This is a genomic window from Streptomyces sp. NPDC001100 (assembly GCF_053598575.1).
Window position 1 is genome coordinate 1 of sequence record NZ_JBSFKO010000016.1, and the last position, 16,521, is coordinate 16,521.

Genomic DNA, 16,521 nt, shown 5'->3' on the forward strand with positions numbered 1-16,521 from the left:
GTGGGAGAGTAGGACGCCGCCGAACAAATATTGCGAAAACCCCTGTACCGGATTCCGGTACAGGGGTTTTCTGCGTTTCGGCTACGGTGGCTACCGTGGCTGACATGAACTACAAGATCCGTTCGATACGCGCCGACGAGTGGGCCGCTGCGAAGGAACTGCGGCTGGTCGCCCTGCAGGATCCCGTCGCGCATCTCGCCTTCATGGAGACCTATGAGGCGGCGAAGGCCCAGCCGGACTCCTTCTACCGGGAGCGGGCCGTAAGGGCCGCCGAAGGCGCCGAAAAGGCTCAGCAGATCATTGCCGAGGGGCCGGACGGCGAGTGGGTCGGGACGCTGACCGTGCTTCTTGAGGAGGCCGGGACCGTCGACTGGGCCGGCTTCGCGGTAGAGCGGAAGCAGGGGCACATCGTCGGGGTGTTCGTGCGCCCGGAGGTCCGGGGCATCGGGCTCACCGAGGTGCTCTTCGATGCGGCCCTGGAGTGGGCCTGGGGGCGCGGAGTCGAGCGGGTGCGGCTCATTGTGCACGAGGACAACGAACGGGCCCGGCGCTTCTACGGCAAGGTCGGCTTCGCGCCCACGGGGGTCGTCGTTCCGTTGCCCGGGCACGCGGACGAGCGCGAGCTGGAGATGGCGTTCGAGCGGCCGTAGGCGCCGTAGACCTGGCTGTCTGGCCGGCTCAGTGCGCGGGGAGCGTCTCGCGCAGGAAGTCGGTCAGCAGAGCTGTCACCGCGGCGGGGCGCTCCAGGCTCGGGAGGTGGCCGGCCCAGGGGAGTTCCAGGTGGCGGGTCTGGGGGAGCAGGCTCGGCAGGTGGGCCGCGATGTGCTGGAAGTCGAGAAGGTCGTGGCCCCCCGAGATCGCGAGGCCGGGAGCCTTGATCGCGGCGAGGTCGAAGTCGACCTTGTTGCGTCCGGCGCCTTCGGGGGCGGCCAGTTGGATGTCGAAGGCCTGCCGCTGCATTCCGCGCAGCTTCTCCCGTGCCGATTCGTCGGCGTCCGGGCCCAGCCAGGTGTCCACGTTCAGTTCTACGGCTCCGCCGACATCGCCCCCTTCCAGGAGCTCGTCCTCCCGCTCTCCGAACGCGCGCAGTACGTCGGTGGGTTGGTGGCCCGGGAGGCCGGAGCAGAGCAGGACCAGCGCGGATACGCGGTCCGGTTGGCGGGCGGCCAACTCCAGGGCGACCTGGCCGCCGTAGGAGGAGGCGATGAGGGTTGCCTGTTCGATGCCGAGGGTGTCCAGGAGGTCGAGTACGTCCTCGGCGTCGTTGTGGCGGTGGTCCGGCAGGGGGGTCTGGCCGAAGCCGCGGAAGTCGCAGCGCAGCAGCCGGTATCCGGCGTCGGCCAGGGGCTGCCACTGCGGGTCCCACATGCGGCGGTCGCAGACGGCGGAGTGGAGGAGGACGAGGGCGGGACCGTCGTCCCCGGTCGTGTCATGAGCAAGAGTCATGCGGCAGACCCTACGGCGGCCTCAAGGGGCAGGTCACCCAGGTATTTCGGCGCCCACCCGCTCGTACGGGAAGAACTGCCGTTCCTAGACCGGGAGTTCGTGGTGGGGCCAGCGGGCTCTGGCCTGTTCCTGGGAGCGGAGGAGGGCCAGGGTGGGGAGGCCTCGGTCTGCTCCGGTGGCCAGGAGGTCGGGGAGTTGGGGGAGGGGGGCGACCGCGGCCACGTCGTCCAGGACGAGTGTCATTGGTGGGTCGAGGCGACCGGCCGATGACCGTTCGGCCATGTGCCGGCCGCGCTCGACCACGCTTGATGCGAGGGCGGTGAGGAGAGGCATCGCGCCCGGGTTTGTACGGGGGTCCTCGATGGATTCACCTACCAGATAAAGCGTGCCCCCTTCGTTCGCGAAGGAATCCAAGGAAAGCGCGTCAGTTCTGTTGGGTGTGCAGGCTTCGCGGATGTTGACCGTGAAGAGGGAGGACAGTGCGCGGCTCGTCAACTCCTGCGCGATGTCCCGGCGTTCGGGGTGGGAGGTGAGTGCGGCTTCGAGTTCGCCGGCCGCGCCGGGGGCCGCCTTGGGGTTCGTACGGAGGGTTCGTACGGCGTCCTGGACCTGGGTGCCCTGGGACCAGCGGTGGACGTGGCGGATGGTGCGGCCGTCGATCGCGGCGGCGTGCAGATAGCTGCGGAGGAGTGTTTCGGCCGTGTCCGCCACCGCCTGGTCGATCTTCGCGGTGGGCTTTACGGGGGCGAGGAGGGCGGCGGCTCGTTTTACCGCGGTCTGTTTGTCCTCGCAGCCGGTGGTGGGGGACCAGTGCAGGCGGGCCGGGGTGTCGCAGAGGTGGGTGGGGTCGTAGAGGAGGACGGGGCCGAGTTTGGCTCGGGCGTCCTTGGTGTCCTGCCAGATGGTGGGGTTTGACGTGACTACCAGGGCCGGCCCTTCCGCGTCCCGTACTGCCTGGGCTGCGGTTGTCTGGCGGCTTTCCGGCGGTGCCACGAAGATTCTTTCCCACCCACCCACCCGTTCACCGTTCATCGCAGAAGCTGGGGTTGGGGTTGGGGTTGGGGCTGGGGCTGGGGCCGAGGCGAGGGGCGTTGCGCTCGGTGGCTGTTCGAGGACGGCCGTCGGCTGTGGCTGAGGCTGCGGCTCTGGTCTCTGTGCCGGTACCTCGTGGACCTCCGGCGTCGGCGGCACCGCCTTGCCCCGGGCCCGCACCGCACGCCATCTCGCCACCGTGCCCATCGTGAACACGGTCAGGACGAAGAGGACCATCAGCTGGCCGAGGAACAGGCCCCAGAAGAGGCCGTAGCCGGAGAGCTGGGCCGGTGGGGTGTTCGGCCAGGCGCCGGGCAGGTCGTGGGGTTGGCCGATGAGGTGGCGCATGGCCAGGGGGGTGCGGGCGAAGGTCACGCCGTCGGGCCAGGCGCCGTGGGAGAACCAGGCGGCCAGGCCCGCCGCCGACCACACCAGCAGGGTCATGCCGAGGAGGAAGGCGAGCAGGCCGATCAACAGGCCGTCGGGGATGCCTCCTTGGCGTTCCCGTTGTCGTTCCCGGTCGTCGTTCGGTCTCATCTCGCCTCTTCGCCTCTCACGCCACCGTGGACTCGGAGGAGCCGTCGAGATCGCTCAGGTGCTGTTCCATGAAGGCCGCCGCGCGTTCCTCCGCCTCCAACTCGGCGGCGCGCAGGGCGTCGTCGGTCAGTTCGCGGTCGTGGTCGCGGGAGGACTGGGTCATCGCGCGGTCGGTGAAGACGAGCGGGCGTTCCGTCTCGGTGATGAGGTGTTTGACCACCTGGACGTTGCCGTTGACGTCCCACACCGCGATGCCGGGGGTGAGGGTGGGGATGATCTCCACCGCCCAGCGCGGCAGCCCCAACACCCGCCCGGTTGCTCGGGCTTCGTCCGCCTTCTGGGCGTAGATGGTCCTTGTCGACGCCATTTTGAGGATCGCCGCCGCCTCCTTCGCCGCTGCTCCGTCGACCACGTCCGACAGGTGGTGGACCACCGCCACGAACGACAGACCCAGCCGGCGGCCGAACTTCAGCAGGCGCTGGAAGAGTTGGGCCACGAAGGGGCTGTTGATGATGTGCCAGGCCTCCTCGACCAGGAAGATGCGCTTCTTCCGGTCGGGGCGGATCCAGGTGTGCTCCAGCCAGACGCCGACGATGGCCATCAGGATGGGCATGGCGATGGAGTTGCGGTCGATGTGGGACAGGTCGAAGACGATGAGCGGGGCGTCGAGGTCGATGCCCACCGTCGTCGGGCCGTCGAACATGCCTCGGAGGTCGCCGTCGACCAGGCGGTCGATGACGAGGGCCACGTCCAGGCCCCAGGCGCGTACGTCGTCTATGGCGACGTTCATCGCCTCGGCCGACTCCGGTTCGGGGTGGCGCAGTTGCTCGACGATGTCCATGAGGACGGGCTGGCGGTCGACGATCGTCTCGTTGACGTAGGCGTGCGCGACCTTGAGCGCGAAGCCGGAGCGTTCGTCGAGGCCGTGGCCCATCGCCACCTCGATGATCGTGCGGAGCAGGGCGAGTTGGCCCGTGGTGGTGATCGCGGGGTCGAGGGGGTTGAGGCGGATTCCCATGTCCAGGGCGGCGGTTGGGTCCAGGCGGATGGGGGTTATCCCCAACTCCTCCGCGATCAGGTTCCATTCACCGACGCCGTCCTCGCCCTGGGCGTCCAGGACGACGACCTGGCGGTCGCGGAAGCGGAGTTGGCGCAGGACGTACGTCTTCTCCAGGGCCGACTTGCCGTTGCCGGACTCGCCGAGCACCAGCCAGTGGGGGGCCGGGAGTTGCTGGCCGTAGAGCTGGAAGGGGTCGTAGATGTAGCCCTTGCCGGAGTAGACCTCGCGGCCGATGATGACGCCCGAGTCGCCCAACCCGGGGGCTGCCGTGGGGAGATAGACCGCCTGGGCCTGGCCGGTCGAGGTGCGGACGGGGAGGCGGGTGGACTCGATCTTGCCGAAGAGGAAGGACGTGAAGGCGTCGGTGAGGACGGACAGCGGATCCCGCATCTGAGTCCCTACCTCCGGATGCCGGTGGCGAACGGCAGTGTGTTCACAAACGCGCGGTGGTGCTCGCGGTCGCACCACTCCAGCTTCAGGTACGACTTGCCGGCGGACGCTCTTATCGTGCGCTTGTCGCGCGCGAGGGCCTCGGGATTGCGGGAGGAGACGGTGATGTAGCCGACCAGGTTCACGCCGGCCGCGCCGCTCGCCAGGTCCTCGCCGCGCTGGTCCATGCGGCCGTGGGCGGCGACGTCGCGGGGGTCGACGGTCCGGTTCATCTTGGCGGCGCGGGAGGCGTCGGCCTCGTCGTTGGTCTTCTCGGTCAGCATGCGTTCGATGGCGACCTCGGTGGGTTCGAGGTCCATCGTGACGGCGACCGTACGGATGACGTCCGGGGTGTGGACGAGGAGGGGCGCCAGGAAGTTCACTCCGACCGGAGTCATCGGCCACTCCTTCACCCAGGCCGTGGCGTGACACCACGGCTCGCGCGTCGACGACTCGCGGGTCTTCGCCTGGAGGAACGTCGGTTCCATGGCGTCGAGTTCGGCCGGCCAGGCGTTGCGCTTCGTCATCGCCTGGATGTGGTCGATGGGGTGGTCCGGGTCGTACATGGAGTGGATGAGCGAGGCGAGCCGGCCCTGTCCGAGCGGCTGCCGCACGCGGATGTCCGCCTCCTGCAACCGCGAGCAGATGTCGGTGAGTTCACGCGCCATGACGACCGCGAGGCCCGCGTCCCGGTCGAGTTTGCGGCCCGCCTGGGGGCGGGACGCGCGGGCCATCGCGTTGGCCTCGGAGGAGAGTTCGCGGGTGAAGTGCATGCACGCGACGAGGTAGGCGCGGTGCTGCTCGCTGCTGGTGGACACCATCGACTGCAGTTGGTCGTACGACTGTTGCAGCCAGGTCAGGGACTTCTCGTCGCCGCGCTGGGCTACGTCCTTGGCATGCGCGTCCGGGTCGGCGGGGAGGGTGCGGGCGAGCATCTGGAGGCGGGTGACGAAGCCGTCGCCGTTGGCCACATGCTTCAGGAGGGTGCCGAAGCGGTCGACGAGGGCCTCCTGGTCCTCGCTGTCGCGCAGGCCGACGCCCGGGCCCTCGATCTCGATCGCGGCGGTGACCGTACGACGGTCGGCGTGCAGGAGTACGGCGATCTCGTCCGGGCCGAAGGGGGCGGCCAGCCAGTTGATGCGGCCGATGCCGGGCGGCGGGCCGATCTCCACCTCGCGGCCGTCGAGGTGGACGCCGGCCTCCATGACGGAGGAGCGGTAGGTCGTGCCGTTGCGCAGGGTTCGCTTGTAACTGCGGTTGATCTCGAACCACTTGTAGAACGTGCGGCGCTTGTACGGCACGTAGACCGCCATCAGCGCCAGCATCGGGAAGCCCGTCAGCAGCACGATCCGCAGGGACAGGACCGGGACGAGGAGCCCGCACATCATGCCGAGGAACGCGCCCACGATGATGAGCGCGATCTCGCCGGTCTCACGATTCTTGCCGACGATCGCGTTCGGCCGGGCCCGGCCGATGAGATATGTCCGGCGGGGCGTGATCGGATGGGACAGGTGGGACTCTGTCGTCAACGCCCTTCACCTCCCGTGCGGTTGTTGCGGGCGTTGCTGGCGTGCGGGGTGTTCGCCGGGCTCTGGCGGGGCGGGGGCGCGGAAGCGGGGACTGCTCCGCCGCCGCCCGAGGAGGGGCGGGTGCTGTGGGCGGCGACGCCGCCGGAGACCGGGTTGGACGGGCGGGCGCCGCCGGAGGACTGGCCGCCGCCTCCGCCGTCGTTCGTGCGGGCGCTGTGGGTCTTGATGCCCTGGGCGACCATGGTGGCCGGGGAGCTGATGACCGCGGCGGCCTTGCCCTCGGCGCCCTGCATGATGCGGTTGTTGCGGCCGCTCGCGATCTCGTCGCCGAAGCCGGGGACGAAGCGGTAGATCATCGCGCTGGCGAAGATGGCCAGCAGGATGATGGCGAGGCCGGAGACGACGGCGGAGAACGAGTCCGGGCCGTCGGCGGAGGACAGCGCGCCGGCCAGGCCGAGCACGATGACGATGACCGGTTTCACCAGGATCACCGCGATCATGATGCCCGCCCAGCGGCGGACGTGGCCCCACAGGTTCTTGTCGACGAGGCCCGCGTAGACGACGGTGCCGAGGAGGGCGCCGACGTAGAGGAGGGCGGCGCGGATGACGAGCTCCAGCCAGAGGACGCCGGCGGCGAGGATGCTGACCAGGGAGACGACGATCAGCATGATCGGGCCGCCGCCGATGTTGTTTCCCTTGGCCAGGGCGTTGGAGAAGTTGCCGAAGAAGGTGTCCTGGTTGCCGGTCGTCTTCGCGAGGACGTCCGTGATGCCGTCCGTGGCGGAGACGACTGTGTACAGGATCAGGGGTGTGAACGCGGAGGCGATGACGGTGAGCCAGAGGAAGCCGATGGCCTCGGAGATCGCGGTGGTGAGGGGGACGCCTCGGACCGCGCGCTTGGCCACTGCGAGCAGCCACAGGAGGAGCGTGAGGATCGTCGACGCGGCGAAGACGACCGCGTACTGCTGAAGGAACTTGGAGTTCGTGAAGTCGACGTTCGCGGTGTCCTTGACGGCCTCGCTGAGCTTGTCGATGGTCCAGGAGGCGGCCTCGGCGCAGCCCTTGGCGAGGGAGGAGAGGGGGTCGAGGGTGTCGGTGGTGCTCGGGGTGGTGGAGCCCGAGCTCTTCTTGCCGTTCTCGCAGATGTTCTTGGCCTCGCCGACCAGGAGCTTGCATTCCTGAGCCGTCGACGACGACCCCGTCGGCGTCGGTGTGGGCGAGGGGGCCGCGACGGCATGGGTCGCCAGGAGCACGGCAGTGGTCTGCACGGCGGTGAAGGCGGCCGCGGCCTTGAGTACGAGACGTGAGCTACCGGGCATAGGTGAACCCTCCGTACTCCTGGACGGCCTTGGCCATCTCGTCGGCGGTCGATGCCTTGTTGTCGCCGGGGACAGGGGCCGGGCCGTTCTTCTGGGAGAAGCTGTCGGCCTTCCAGTCGCTGTCCGCCCAGCGCAGGTGGAGCGTCAGGGTGAACCAGTCGCTGGTCACCGGGTTGGTCGAGACCGTGCCGGCCGTGCCGTACAGCCCGGTGCACCAGACTTCCACCGTCGCCGCGGTGTCCGAGTAGCTCGTGACCTTGGTGCCGATAGGCACGGTGCGGGAGACGTAGGTGTTGCCCGCGCTCGCGTCGCCGTTCGCGTCCAGGCCGAGCTTGCTGAGGAACTCCTTGGAGTAGGCCTGGTCGAGGCTGTTCTCCAGCGAGGTCTGCTTGTCGGCGGCGAAGACCTGTCGCACGATCTCGGTTCGCCGCGAAGGCTTGAGGATGTCCGCCGAGACGAGCACCGTCGCGTAGTTGGTCGCCGCGCTCTCCGCGCCCTGCTGGTCGTGCGCGAACCCGGCGGGGATCCCGCCCGCCTTCGTCTGCACCGGCTTCGTCCCGCTGGCCGCCGTGGAGCTCGCGTCCGGCTTCGAACCGCCGGAGACCGTCGTGTCGTTGGAGGCGGAGTCGTTGCCGCCGCGGTTCGCGATGGCGATGGCGGCGATGAGCAGGACGACCACTCCGACGACCGTGACCAGGCTTCTGGAGGAGGACCGGGTGCCTTTGCGGGCGCCGCCGTAGATGTCGCCGCCGTCGCCCTGGGGGTAGCGGGTGCGGGTCTGGCCGGTGCCGCCGTAACCGCCGGAGGTCTCGTGCTCGTCTCCGGAACTCATGCCGGGTACGCCCCTTCGCCGTCGTCCAGAAACATCTGGAAGTACGACGGTAGCCGTGCTGGTTCCCGCGCGGGCGCGGTGTGGTGACTCGACATCAGGGAAACGCAACCTCAGCCGGTGGGCGCGACGGGCGGGTGGGGTGGGGAGAGCGGGCGGTCGAGTCCGGGGGCTATACGGCCATGCCGTACACGATCGTGAAGAGGGTGCCCAGGGAGCCGATGATGAAGACCCCGGTCAGCCCGGCGATGATGAGGCCCTTGCCCTGTTCCGCGCTGAACGTGTCGCGGAGCGCCGTCGCGCCGATGCGCTGTTTGGCGGCACCCCATACGGCGATTCCGAGACAGAGCAGGATGGCGACCGCCATCACCACCTCGATCATCACCTTGGCCTCGTTGCCCAGGCTGCCGAAGGGGCCCCAGTCCGGAGCGATCCCGCCGATGATGGTGTTGATGTCTCCCTTGTCGGCCGCAAAGAGCATGTAAGTCACCGCCCCTGGTGGGTAGTTCCGCATCCCCTGCAGGTGCGCAGAGGTCAGGCATCATTGTCGCCGACAATGGCGCCGTCGTATGTCGACTTGGCGTCATTGGTTGGCGAGTTTCGTACGAATACTACGTACGGTCACTCTGTGTATCACGGTAGGTAACGCCGGGCAACGAGGCCTGGGCGGAACCTGTGCGTGGTTCGGTCGTTAGCCCCTGATTATCGAGTTGCTCGTGCTGATGTTCTCATGATGAACGGGCCGCGGCTGGATGCCGCGGCCCGTTCTCTCATGCCACGTGTGGCCCCCACGACCCACGGTGGCATGACAGGTGACTGTTGATCAGATCAGATCGGAGTGGAGCGGGGTGGGGGCTGGTCTGCCGTCAGTTCGCGAAGGCCGAGATGCCCTCCGGGGTGCCCCAGCCGGTCGGGCCGTCGTAGCCGGTCTCGGCGGTGCAGAAGTACGCGGTGGTGCAGGAGCCGTTGTTGCCGCTCGTCACGTCGTTGAGGGACGAGGTGCCCGCGTAGTCGTACGGGTACTGCGCGGGGTAGGTGCCGCTGGCCGGGGTGCCGGCGAGGGCGTAGACACCGGCGATGATCGGGGCGGAGACGCTGGTGCCGCCGAAGGTGTACCAGCCGGCGGTGACGCCGTAGGAGTCGTAGACGGAGACGCCGGTGGCGGGGTCGGCGACGGCGGAGACGTCGGACTCCATGCGCTTGGTGCAGCCGGTGTCGGTCTGCCAGGTGGGCTTGGCGTCGTAGGAGGAGCAGCCGGAGCCGGTGCCCTCGGTGCTGGACGTCTTCCAGACGGCCTCGGTCCAGCCGCGGGTGGTGGAGGAGGTGGAGAGCTTGGTGCCGCCGACGGCCGTCACGTACCGGGAGGTCGCCGGGTACTCGGCGCCGTAGGCGCTGTCACCGGAGGAGACGGTGATGGCCACGCCCGGGTGGTTGTAGTACGAGGTGTCGTACGTCGTCTGGGAGGAGGACTCCGAGCCGCCGTAGGAGTTCGAGACGAACTTGGCGCCCAGGGTTACGGCCTCGTTCTCCGCCGTGCCGAGGTTGGCGTAGCTGGCGCTGGTGGCCTCGACGAGGGTGATGTTGCACAGCGGGCAGATCGCGCTCGCCATGTCGAGGTCGAGGGAGATCTCCTCGGACCAGCCGGCGTCACTGGTGGGGAGGGATGTCGTGGAGCCGGTCTGGCTGACCTTCTTGAAGCAGCCGTTGGCCGTGGTGCAGGCGGAGAGGCCGTAGTACGAGCGGTAGGTCGCGAGGTCGGCCTCGGCGTTGGGGTCGTTGTACGCGTCGACGATCGCGATGGTCTCGCCGGAGCCGTTGGAGGCGGCGGCGGAGGTGAGGCCGTAGGCCGAGCGGAGGTTGGTCGGGCTGTAGCCGGAGGGGGTCGACGCGTCGGCGGCCTTGGGGGTGATGCCGGTCTTCGCGGCCTGCATCTTCTGGTAGGCGGTGAGGCCGCCGGTGACGCGGTAGGACTTGCAGGTGAGATCGCCGGTGTGCTTGGGGGTCGCACAGGGGGCGGCGGCGTAGGTCACCGCGGTGGAGGTGGTGGCGCTCTGCACGGCGTCGGCCTGTGCGGCGGTGCCGAGGCCGGTGAGGACGAGTGCGGCCGTGGCTACGGCCGCGGAACCTATGCGGCGCCATCTACCGTGCGCGTGGGGGGAGTTGGGGGTCGTGGTACGCAAGGTGCAGCCTCCTGAGTCGGTGGAACAGGGGCGGTGCGGGTGCGTATCGCCGGTGCGGTTTCCCCGGCGGTGGGGGGCGGCCCGCGATGACCATCTCTTGTTGAGTACGCGACAACAAGAGGCTGCTGGAATCCTGACTTCCGGCTTACCGAACAGGGTCTGGCCCTTTACCAAACCCACAGGTTTTTCATGGGAGTCGGGGCCCGCAGAGGCCTTTCGGGGGGCTTGAAACACGGCGAACGGGCCGCGGCTGGTTGCCGCGGCCCGTTGCACTTGCTCCGCCGAGGGGACCCCACGTCCCCCTCTTGCCGGCGGCTCCCCGTGACCCGACGGGGAGGTTCTGCGGGAGTGCCTCAGCCGGTGAAGGCCGAGATGCCCTCCGGGGTGCCCCAGCCGGTCGGGCCGTCGTAGCCCGACTTCGCGGTGCAGTAGTACGAGGTGGAGCAGGTGCCGTTGTTGCCGCTGGTCACGTCGTTCAGGGCGGAGGTGCCGGCCGCGGCGTAGGGGTAGGAGGCCGGGTAGTCGCTGCTGCCGGGGGTGCCGGCCAGGGCGTAGACCGAGGCGATGATCGGGGACGAGGCGCTGGTGCCGCCGTAGGTGCCCCAGCCGGTGCCGTCGGCGCCGTAGGTGTCGTAGACCGAGACGCCCGTGGCCGGGTCGGCGACCGCGGAGACGTCGGCGATCATGCGCTTGGTGCAGCTGGTGTCGGTCTGCCAGGACGGCTTCGCGTCGTACGCCGAGCAGCCGGAGCCGGTGCCCTCGGTGCTGCTGGTCTTCCAGACGCTCTCGGTCCAGCCGCGGGAGTTGGAGGAGGTGGAGAGCTTGGTGCCGCCCACGGCGGTGACGTAGCGGGAACCGGCCGGGTACTCGGCGCCGTAGCCCTCGTCGCCCGCGCTCGCGGTGATCGCGACGCCCGCGTGCTTGTAGTACGAGGTGTCGTACGTGGTGTCGGAGGAGGACTCCGAGCCGCCGTAGGAGTTGGAGACGAACTTCGCGCCCAGCTTGACGGCCTCGTTCACCGCGGTGCCCAGGTTGGCGTCGCTCGCCGACTTGGCCTCGACCAGGAGGATGTTGCAGTTCGGGCAGGTCGCGCTGACCATGTCGAGGTCGAGGGACTCCTCGCCCGCCCAGCCGCTGTCGGCGGAGGGGAGAGAGGTCGTCGAGCCGGTTTGGCTGACCTTGGTGAAGCAGCCGTTGTCCGTGGTGCAGTCCGAGAGGCCGTAGTACGACCGGTATGTCGCGAGGTCGGCCTCGGCGTTCGGGTCGTCGTAGGCGTCGACGATCGCGACCGTCTCGCCGGAGCCGTTGGCGGCGGCCGCGTCGGCGAGGCCGTAGGCGGACTGGATGTCCGAGGGGCCGTAGCCGGTCGGGTCGTCGGTGGCGGCCTTCGGGGAGATGGTCTTGGGCGCGACGCCCTTGAGCGCGGCCTGCTTCTCCATGAAGGCGGTGGTGCCGCCGGTGACACGGAGGGCGTTACACGCGGCGAACCCCTTCTTCGGGGTGGCGCCGCAGGCCGCCTTCTCGTACTGCACATGGGCCTTGGCGACCTGGGCGGCGATCGTCTTGGCGGTCACCTTGTGGGGGGTGGTGGCGGCGCTCGCGTGGGCCGCGGTGCCGAGTCCGGCGATCAGGAGCGCGGCGGTCGCGGCGGCGGCAGAACCGATTCTGCGCCAGTTGCCGCGTATGTGGGGGGAGTTGGGGGGTGACGTACGCAACGTACAGCCTCCAGGGAGAGGTGGGCAGAGGCCTGCGGGTGGGGGATCCACCGGTGAGGTTCCCGGTGGGGGCGGCGGCCCGTGACGACCTTCTCTTGTTGAGTACGTGACAACAAGGAGGATTCCGGAACTCTGACTTCCGCGTTACTCAAGGGGGTTGGGGGATTGCTGATCAATGGCGCCGGGATGGCGTGGCAATGGCCCGGGCTTGACTCTCTCCACGGAAAGTCCACAGCGTGACGCGCGTTGACCGGCGCCGACCGGCGCCCTGTCAGCGGGGCTTGAGCCCGTTCAGCAGATGGTGGATCAGGGTCGGGACGCCGGCGACCGCGGCCTCCGGGGTGAGGGTGCCCTGGGCGGCGAAGGAGGCCGTGCCGTGCAGGGCGGCGCCGACCACCAGGCTGACGGTCCAGGAGTCGCCGGCGACGATCTCGCCGCGCTCCTGGGCGTCGGAGATGATCCGCACGAACGGGACCGTCGTGCTCTCCACGGCCGCGCTCAGCTGCGCGGAGACGTCCGGGTCGTGCTTGCGGGTGTACATGACTTCGAGCAGCTCGGCGTTGGACGCGGCGAAGTGCACATAGGCCTTCGCCAGCGCGATGAGGCGGTCCTCCAGTGGTGCCTGTGCGTCGTCGGCGCCGTTCAGCACCTGCGCCATGCGCTCGAAGCCGGAGAGGGCCAGCGCGTCGACGAGGGCCTGCTTGTCCTTGAAGTGGCGGCCGGGAGCGGCGTGGCTGACCCCGATGTCCCGGGCGAGCTCGCGCAGGGACAGGGCCGCGACGCCCTTCTCCAGCAGGGTGCGCTCCGCGCTCGCGAGCAGGGCGGAGCGCAGGTCTCCGTGGTGATAGGGGCGTACAGGCATGCGAACCATCGTATCCCGATGTAGACGACGGCAGCATTGTTGCCGCCGACATCATTGTTGTCATTGACAGCATTGTAGTCGTTGCCTACATTGGGAGGCATGGACACCACGGACAAGACCATCAGTGGCAAGGGCCCAGGCAAGGCGGCCAAGTGGGACGCGAGCCGGATCCCCGATCTCTCCGGCCGGACGGCGGTCGTCACCGGCGCCAACAGCGGTATCGGGTTCGCCGCCGCCGTCGAGCTGGCCCGCGCGGGCGCGCACGTCGTCTTCGCCGTACGGGACCCGGAGCGCGGGCGGGCCGCGGCGGCGCGGGCGGGCGGCAGCACCGAGGTGCGGCGGCTGGACCTCGCGGACCTGGCGTCCGTGCGGGAGTTCGCCGCGGGCTGGGACGGCCCGCTGGACCTGCTCATCAACAACGCGGGCGTGATGATGCTCCCCGAGGGGCGCACCCGGGACGGCTTCGAGACCCAGTTCGGCACCAACCACCTGGGCCACTTCGCCCTCACGAACCTGCTGCTCCCGCACATCACCGACCGCGTGGTGACCGTCTCCTCCGGCGCGCACAGGATGGGCGACGGCTACATCCACTTCGAGAACCTGAACCTCGACGGGATCTACGGCCCACAGCGCGCCTACTCCCAGTCCAAGCTGGCCAACCTGCTGTTCACGCTCGAACTCCAGCGCAGGCTGGCCGAGTCGGGCTCCCGCGTCCGCGCGCTGGCGGCCCACCCCGGCTGGGCGGCGACCAACCTCCAGAGCCACACGGCGAACCCGGTCGGCCGCGCGCTGATGGCCGTCGGCAACAGGGTCGTGGCCCAGGACGACAAGGCCGGTGCCCTGCCCACGCTCTACGCGGCGACCCAGGACCTGCCCGGCGCGAGCTACGTCGGGCCGAACGGACTGGGCGAGATGCGCGGGGCGCCGACGCTGGTCGGGCGCAGCGCCGAGGCGAGCGACGTGGTGGCGGCCGGGCGGCTGTGGACGGCTTCGGAGGAGCTCACCGGGGTGCGGTTCCAGGTGGGGGCGGTGGCGTAGCGGGGACCGGCTCTTGAGTACCGAGGGTGAGCGCCGACTGCACCCGTCCCGGTTCCTCGCGGGCCGGGAGATCCAGCAGGAGGCCCCGGACCAGTGCCAGGGCCCGCGTCGCCCGGGCCTGTGCGAGGGCGGGCGGGGTGCCGGGCGGCTGGGCGCGCGCGAGGAGGTCGAGCCACTCCCGGGCCGCCTCGCCGGCGAAGCCCGCCCACGGGCCGGGATCGTGACCGAGGGACAGCAGGAAGGCCTCGTACGTCAGCCGCACCATGGGGCGTTGCTCCGGCGCGGAGAGGAAGGCCCACAGGCGCTCGACGAGGGCGTCGACGCCGAGGGCCCGGCCGCCCGGCGCACCCCCGGCCGCATCATCAACGTCTCCTCCGTCATGGGCCAGCCGGGCCGCGCCGGGGACATCGCCTACGCCACGGTCAAGGCAGGCCTCGACGGGCTGACCCGGGCACTCGCCGCGGACCTGGGCCCCAGCGGCACGACCGTCAACTCGGTGGCTCCGGGGACGTTCGCGACCGAGGTCAACGCCGGTCTCGCGGACGACCCCGAGTGGGGCCGGTGGCTCAAGAGCCGTACCGCCCTGGGGCGTTGGGGGCGGCCGGCCGAGATCGCGGGGATCGTGGTGTTCCTGGCGGGCGACACGGCATCGTTCGTCACGGGGCGGACGATCGCGGTGGACGGCGGGATGACGACCACGTTCTGAGCGGTACCGGGCCGGTCAACTCCAGCTGCGCGCACCGGCGTCGAAGACCTCCGGGTCGCTGCGCACCGGCAGGACGCACAGCAGGTGGCCGCCGGGGGCGCGCAGAGTGCGGCACTCCAGCCAGCGGGAGACCGGAGTCGCGCCCAGCGCGAGCAGACGGGCGGTCTCCGCCTCCACGTCGTCGGTCTCGATGTCGATGTGGAAGCGCGGGTTGGTGTCGTCGATCGACTGAACGGCCGTCACCAGACCGGGGATCGCCTCGTGGAGGCTGATGAACTGCTCCTCCGAGGGGACCGGTACGGCGGGGGTACCGAGGGCCGCCGACCAGAAGGCCGCAGCGGCGGCGGCCTCCGGACCGGGGGTGTCGATCAGGAGGGCGAAGACGCGGCTTCTATGCATGTGGCCCGGTTTCCGGGGCTGTTGGGTCCGCCGCGTCTTCCGCACCCCCCGCGTCCTCCACACCCCTCGCACCCCCCGCGTCTTCCACGCCCTCCACGAAGTGGTCGAACTCGCCTGCCTGGACGCCCAGTACGAAGGCGTCCCACTTGCGGCGGTTGGTGGTGACCACGTTGTCCGGGTCGCTGGTCTCGCGGATGTAGACCGGGGCCTCGCCGTCGTCCCCCTCACCGAAGGCGATCTCTATCCAGGGGCCGGGTCCGGTGGCGTCCGGTGGGGCGGCGCGTTCCCAGGTGAGGCCGGGGGGGAAGTCGGACACGTGAGATTCCTCTTTCTGGAGCCGGGGCGGCATCGAGTATCGCTCAGGGGGCAGAAGAGACGGGAGGACAGTACGGTGGACAGACCGCCGAACGAAGCGCCGAACGAGTCAATGCACGAGCCGTTCACAGCGAAATCTCAGCAAACGTCGACGTCCTTTCTCACCTTCGTGGGACAAAGTGGGGGCCGATGAAGCTCAGCTCACGCATCTCCCGTTCCGCTCGCCTCGCGGGCAACCGCCGGTACGCGCTCTTCGTCACCGTGGTGACGCTGGCCCTGACCTCGGCGTCCGTGGCGACCGCGGACGACGGCCCGGGGCCCTTCGGCGTGACCACCGTGACCGAGGTGAACAAAGAGAGCGTGCGTGTCGGGGCCCTGTTCGGGTCGGACCACGCCACCAGCCTGGCCGGCGGTCACCACTGCACCGCGTCCGTGGTGCACAGCGCGGGGCACGACCTCATCGTCAGCGCCGCCCACTGCCTGGACGGCGACCCCGGTGACGTGTTCGTGCCCGGTTACCGGGACGGCAGGGCGCCGTACGGGGTGTGGAAGGTCGTGCAGCGGTACCTGCCGGACGGGTGGAACCAGGGGCAGGGCGAGGACAGCGACATCGGCTTCGCCACGGTCGCAGAGGTGGATGGTAAGAACATCGAGGACGTGGTCGGCGCCTACCGGTTCACCACCGGGATGGCCACCGGGGCCACCGCCGTGACCATCACCGGCTACCCCTCCGCCACCGACCAGCCCATCAGCTGCACCAACAAGCCGACCCAGCACAGCGCCACCCAGCAGCGCATCGACTGCCCGGGCTTCACCGGCGGTACCAGCGGCAGCCCCTGGGTGAACGGCGACCAGCAGGTCGTGGGCGTCATCGGCGGACACGAACAGGGCGGACTGACGCCCGATATCTCCTACAGTGTCGTGCTCGGGAAAGAAGCGGCCGAGTTGTACAAGGACGCCACGAGCGACCCGGAATAAAGGTCGCCGCCCGGGCCGGCCCGCTCGCTGAATACGCGTCACATCTGGCGGAAACACAGCGAAATGCCGCCACCCTGCCCCGAAATGGCCTTGAACAGGGCTGACATGGGGGAGGGTTGAGCCGTGCGAAAAGTATGGGTGATCGGT

The 16,521-nt window shown here is 69.5% G+C and carries 17 protein-coding genes; 4 read left to right on the forward strand and 13 right to left on the reverse strand.

The features are described from left to right. Positions 1-104: 104 nt before the first annotated feature. Positions 105-650 carry a GNAT family N-acetyltransferase gene (locus ACWDEW_RS23385; RefSeq protein ID WP_450514881.1) on the forward strand — a complete coding sequence of 182 codons (546 nt, stop codon included), beginning with the start codon at positions 105-107 and terminating at the stop codon, positions 648-650. 28 nt (positions 651-678) lie between these two features. Here ACWDEW_RS23385 and ACWDEW_RS23390 read toward each other — a convergent pair whose 3' ends face one another. From ACWDEW_RS23390 to ACWDEW_RS23435, 10 genes are all read right to left on the reverse strand, one after another. Beyond that, positions 679-1,446, reverse strand: a complete 768-nt coding sequence (locus ACWDEW_RS23390; protein WP_450514882.1) for an alpha/beta fold hydrolase — start codon at positions 1,444-1,446, stop codon at positions 679-681. 84 nt (positions 1,447-1,530) lie between these two features. Further along, positions 1,531-3,015, reverse strand: coding sequence for a type IV secretory system conjugative DNA transfer family protein (locus ACWDEW_RS23395; protein WP_450514883.1), 1,485 nt, complete (start codon positions 3,013-3,015; stop codon positions 1,531-1,533). Positions 3,016-3,031: 16 nt separating this feature from the next. After that, positions 3,032-4,465 carry an ATP-binding protein gene (locus tag ACWDEW_RS23400; protein WP_019073677.1) on the reverse strand — a complete coding sequence of 478 codons (1,434 nt, stop codon included), beginning with the start codon at positions 4,463-4,465 and terminating at the stop codon, positions 3,032-3,034. 8 nt (positions 4,466-4,473) lie between these two features. Next, complete coding sequence (locus tag ACWDEW_RS23405) at positions 4,474-6,033, reverse strand: SCO6880 family protein (RefSeq protein WP_450514884.1); 1,560 nt, start codon at positions 6,031-6,033, stop codon at positions 4,474-4,476. Then, on the reverse strand, positions 6,030-7,352 hold the full coding sequence (locus ACWDEW_RS23410) for a hypothetical protein (RefSeq protein WP_450514885.1): 1,323 nt from the start codon (positions 7,350-7,352) through the stop codon (positions 6,030-6,032). The genes ACWDEW_RS23405 and ACWDEW_RS23410 overlap by 4 nt, the downstream gene beginning before the upstream one ends. Continuing rightward, positions 7,342-8,184: a hypothetical protein gene (locus ACWDEW_RS23415; protein ID WP_450514886.1), complete on the reverse strand. Its 843-nt coding sequence runs from the start codon at positions 8,182-8,184 to the stop codon at positions 7,342-7,344. Before ACWDEW_RS23415 ends, ACWDEW_RS23410 begins: the two co-directional genes overlap by 11 nt. Positions 8,185-8,353: 169 nt before the next feature. Further along, positions 8,354-8,662 carry a hypothetical protein gene (locus tag ACWDEW_RS23420; RefSeq protein ID WP_014673544.1) on the reverse strand — a complete coding sequence of 103 codons (309 nt, stop codon included), beginning with the start codon at positions 8,660-8,662 and terminating at the stop codon, positions 8,354-8,356. Positions 8,663-9,047: 385 nt separating this feature from the next. Further along, positions 9,048-10,361: a S53 family peptidase gene (locus tag ACWDEW_RS23425; protein ID WP_450514887.1), complete on the reverse strand. Its 1,314-nt coding sequence runs from the start codon at positions 10,359-10,361 to the stop codon at positions 9,048-9,050. A 353-nt stretch (positions 10,362-10,714) separates the two neighbouring features. Further along, on the reverse strand, positions 10,715-12,076 hold the full coding sequence (locus ACWDEW_RS23430; RefSeq protein WP_450514888.1) for a S53 family peptidase: 1,362 nt from the start codon (positions 12,074-12,076) through the stop codon (positions 10,715-10,717). A gap of 271 nt (positions 12,077-12,347) precedes the next feature. After that, a complete protein-coding gene (locus ACWDEW_RS23435; protein WP_450514889.1) occupies positions 12,348-12,938 on the reverse strand; it encodes a TetR/AcrR family transcriptional regulator in 591 nt (196 codons plus the stop codon). A gap of 99 nt (positions 12,939-13,037) precedes the next feature. Between ACWDEW_RS23435 and ACWDEW_RS23440 the strand changes: the two genes are divergently transcribed. Beyond that, positions 13,038-13,976, forward strand: coding sequence for an oxidoreductase (locus tag ACWDEW_RS23440; RefSeq protein ID WP_450514890.1), 939 nt, complete (start codon positions 13,038-13,040; stop codon positions 13,974-13,976). On the opposite strand, the gene ACWDEW_RS23445 is transcribed toward ACWDEW_RS23440, so the two are convergent. Next, positions 13,939-14,241, reverse strand: coding sequence for a hypothetical protein (locus ACWDEW_RS23445; protein WP_450514891.1), 303 nt, complete (start codon positions 14,239-14,241; stop codon positions 13,939-13,941). The two genes, ACWDEW_RS23440 and ACWDEW_RS23445, sit on opposite strands and share 38 nt — an antisense overlap. Positions 14,242-14,247: 6 nt before the next feature. Between ACWDEW_RS23445 and ACWDEW_RS23450 the strand changes: the two genes are divergently transcribed. Then, positions 14,248-14,682 (forward strand): SDR family oxidoreductase, encoded by a 435-nt coding sequence (locus tag ACWDEW_RS23450; protein ID WP_450514892.1) that lies wholly within the window; start codon positions 14,248-14,250, stop codon positions 14,680-14,682. Positions 14,683-14,697: 15 nt separating this feature from the next. Here ACWDEW_RS23450 and ACWDEW_RS23455 read toward each other — a convergent pair whose 3' ends face one another. Both ACWDEW_RS23455 and ACWDEW_RS23460 read right to left on the reverse strand, forming a co-directional pair. Further along, positions 14,698-15,081 carry a VOC family protein gene (locus tag ACWDEW_RS23455; protein ID WP_450514893.1) on the reverse strand — a complete coding sequence of 128 codons (384 nt, stop codon included), beginning with the start codon at positions 15,079-15,081 and terminating at the stop codon, positions 14,698-14,700. Beyond that, on the reverse strand, positions 15,074-15,397 hold the full coding sequence (locus ACWDEW_RS23460; protein WP_450514894.1) for a DUF397 domain-containing protein: 324 nt from the start codon (positions 15,395-15,397) through the stop codon (positions 15,074-15,076). The genes ACWDEW_RS23455 and ACWDEW_RS23460 overlap by 8 nt, the downstream gene beginning before the upstream one ends. A gap of 188 nt (positions 15,398-15,585) precedes the next feature. On the opposite strand from ACWDEW_RS23460, the gene ACWDEW_RS23465 reads away from it, so the two are divergent. After that, positions 15,586-16,374 carry a trypsin-like serine peptidase gene (locus ACWDEW_RS23465; RefSeq protein WP_450514895.1) on the forward strand — a complete coding sequence of 263 codons (789 nt, stop codon included), beginning with the start codon at positions 15,586-15,588 and terminating at the stop codon, positions 16,372-16,374. The last annotated feature ends 147 nt before the right edge of the window (positions 16,375-16,521 follow it).

Coding starts and splice junctions, on each gene's coding strand:
- ACWDEW_RS23415 (WP_450514886.1), bottom strand. CDS start 8,184: ATGAGTTCCGGAGACGAGCACGAGACCTCCGGCGGTTACGGCGGCACC.
- ACWDEW_RS23420 (WP_014673544.1), bottom strand. CDS start 8,662: ATGCTCTTTGCGGCCGACAAGGGAGACATCAACACCATCATCGGCGGG.
- ACWDEW_RS23390 (WP_450514882.1), bottom strand. CDS start 1,446: ATGACTCTTGCTCATGACACGACCGGGGACGACGGTCCCGCCCTCGTC.
- ACWDEW_RS23465 (WP_450514895.1), top strand. CDS start 15,586: ATGAAGCTCAGCTCACGCATCTCCCGTTCCGCTCGCCTCGCGGGCAAC.
- ACWDEW_RS23395 (WP_450514883.1), bottom strand. CDS start 3,015: ATGAGACCGAACGACGACCGGGAACGACAACGGGAACGCCAAGGAGGC.
- ACWDEW_RS23455 (WP_450514893.1), bottom strand. CDS start 15,081: ATGCATAGAAGCCGCGTCTTCGCCCTCCTGATCGACACCCCCGGTCCG.
- ACWDEW_RS23435 (WP_450514889.1), bottom strand. CDS start 12,938: ATGCCTGTACGCCCCTATCACCACGGAGACCTGCGCTCCGCCCTGCTC.
- ACWDEW_RS23400 (WP_019073677.1), bottom strand. CDS start 4,465: ATGCGGGATCCGCTGTCCGTCCTCACCGACGCCTTCACGTCCTTCCTC.
- ACWDEW_RS23410 (WP_450514885.1), bottom strand. CDS start 7,352: ATGCCCGGTAGCTCACGTCTCGTACTCAAGGCCGCGGCCGCCTTCACC.
- ACWDEW_RS23385 (WP_450514881.1), top strand. CDS start 105: ATGAACTACAAGATCCGTTCGATACGCGCCGACGAGTGGGCCGCTGCG.
- ACWDEW_RS23440 (WP_450514890.1), top strand. CDS start 13,038: ATGGACACCACGGACAAGACCATCAGTGGCAAGGGCCCAGGCAAGGCG.
- ACWDEW_RS23445 (WP_450514891.1), bottom strand. CDS start 14,241: ATGGTGCGGCTGACGTACGAGGCCTTCCTGCTGTCCCTCGGTCACGAT.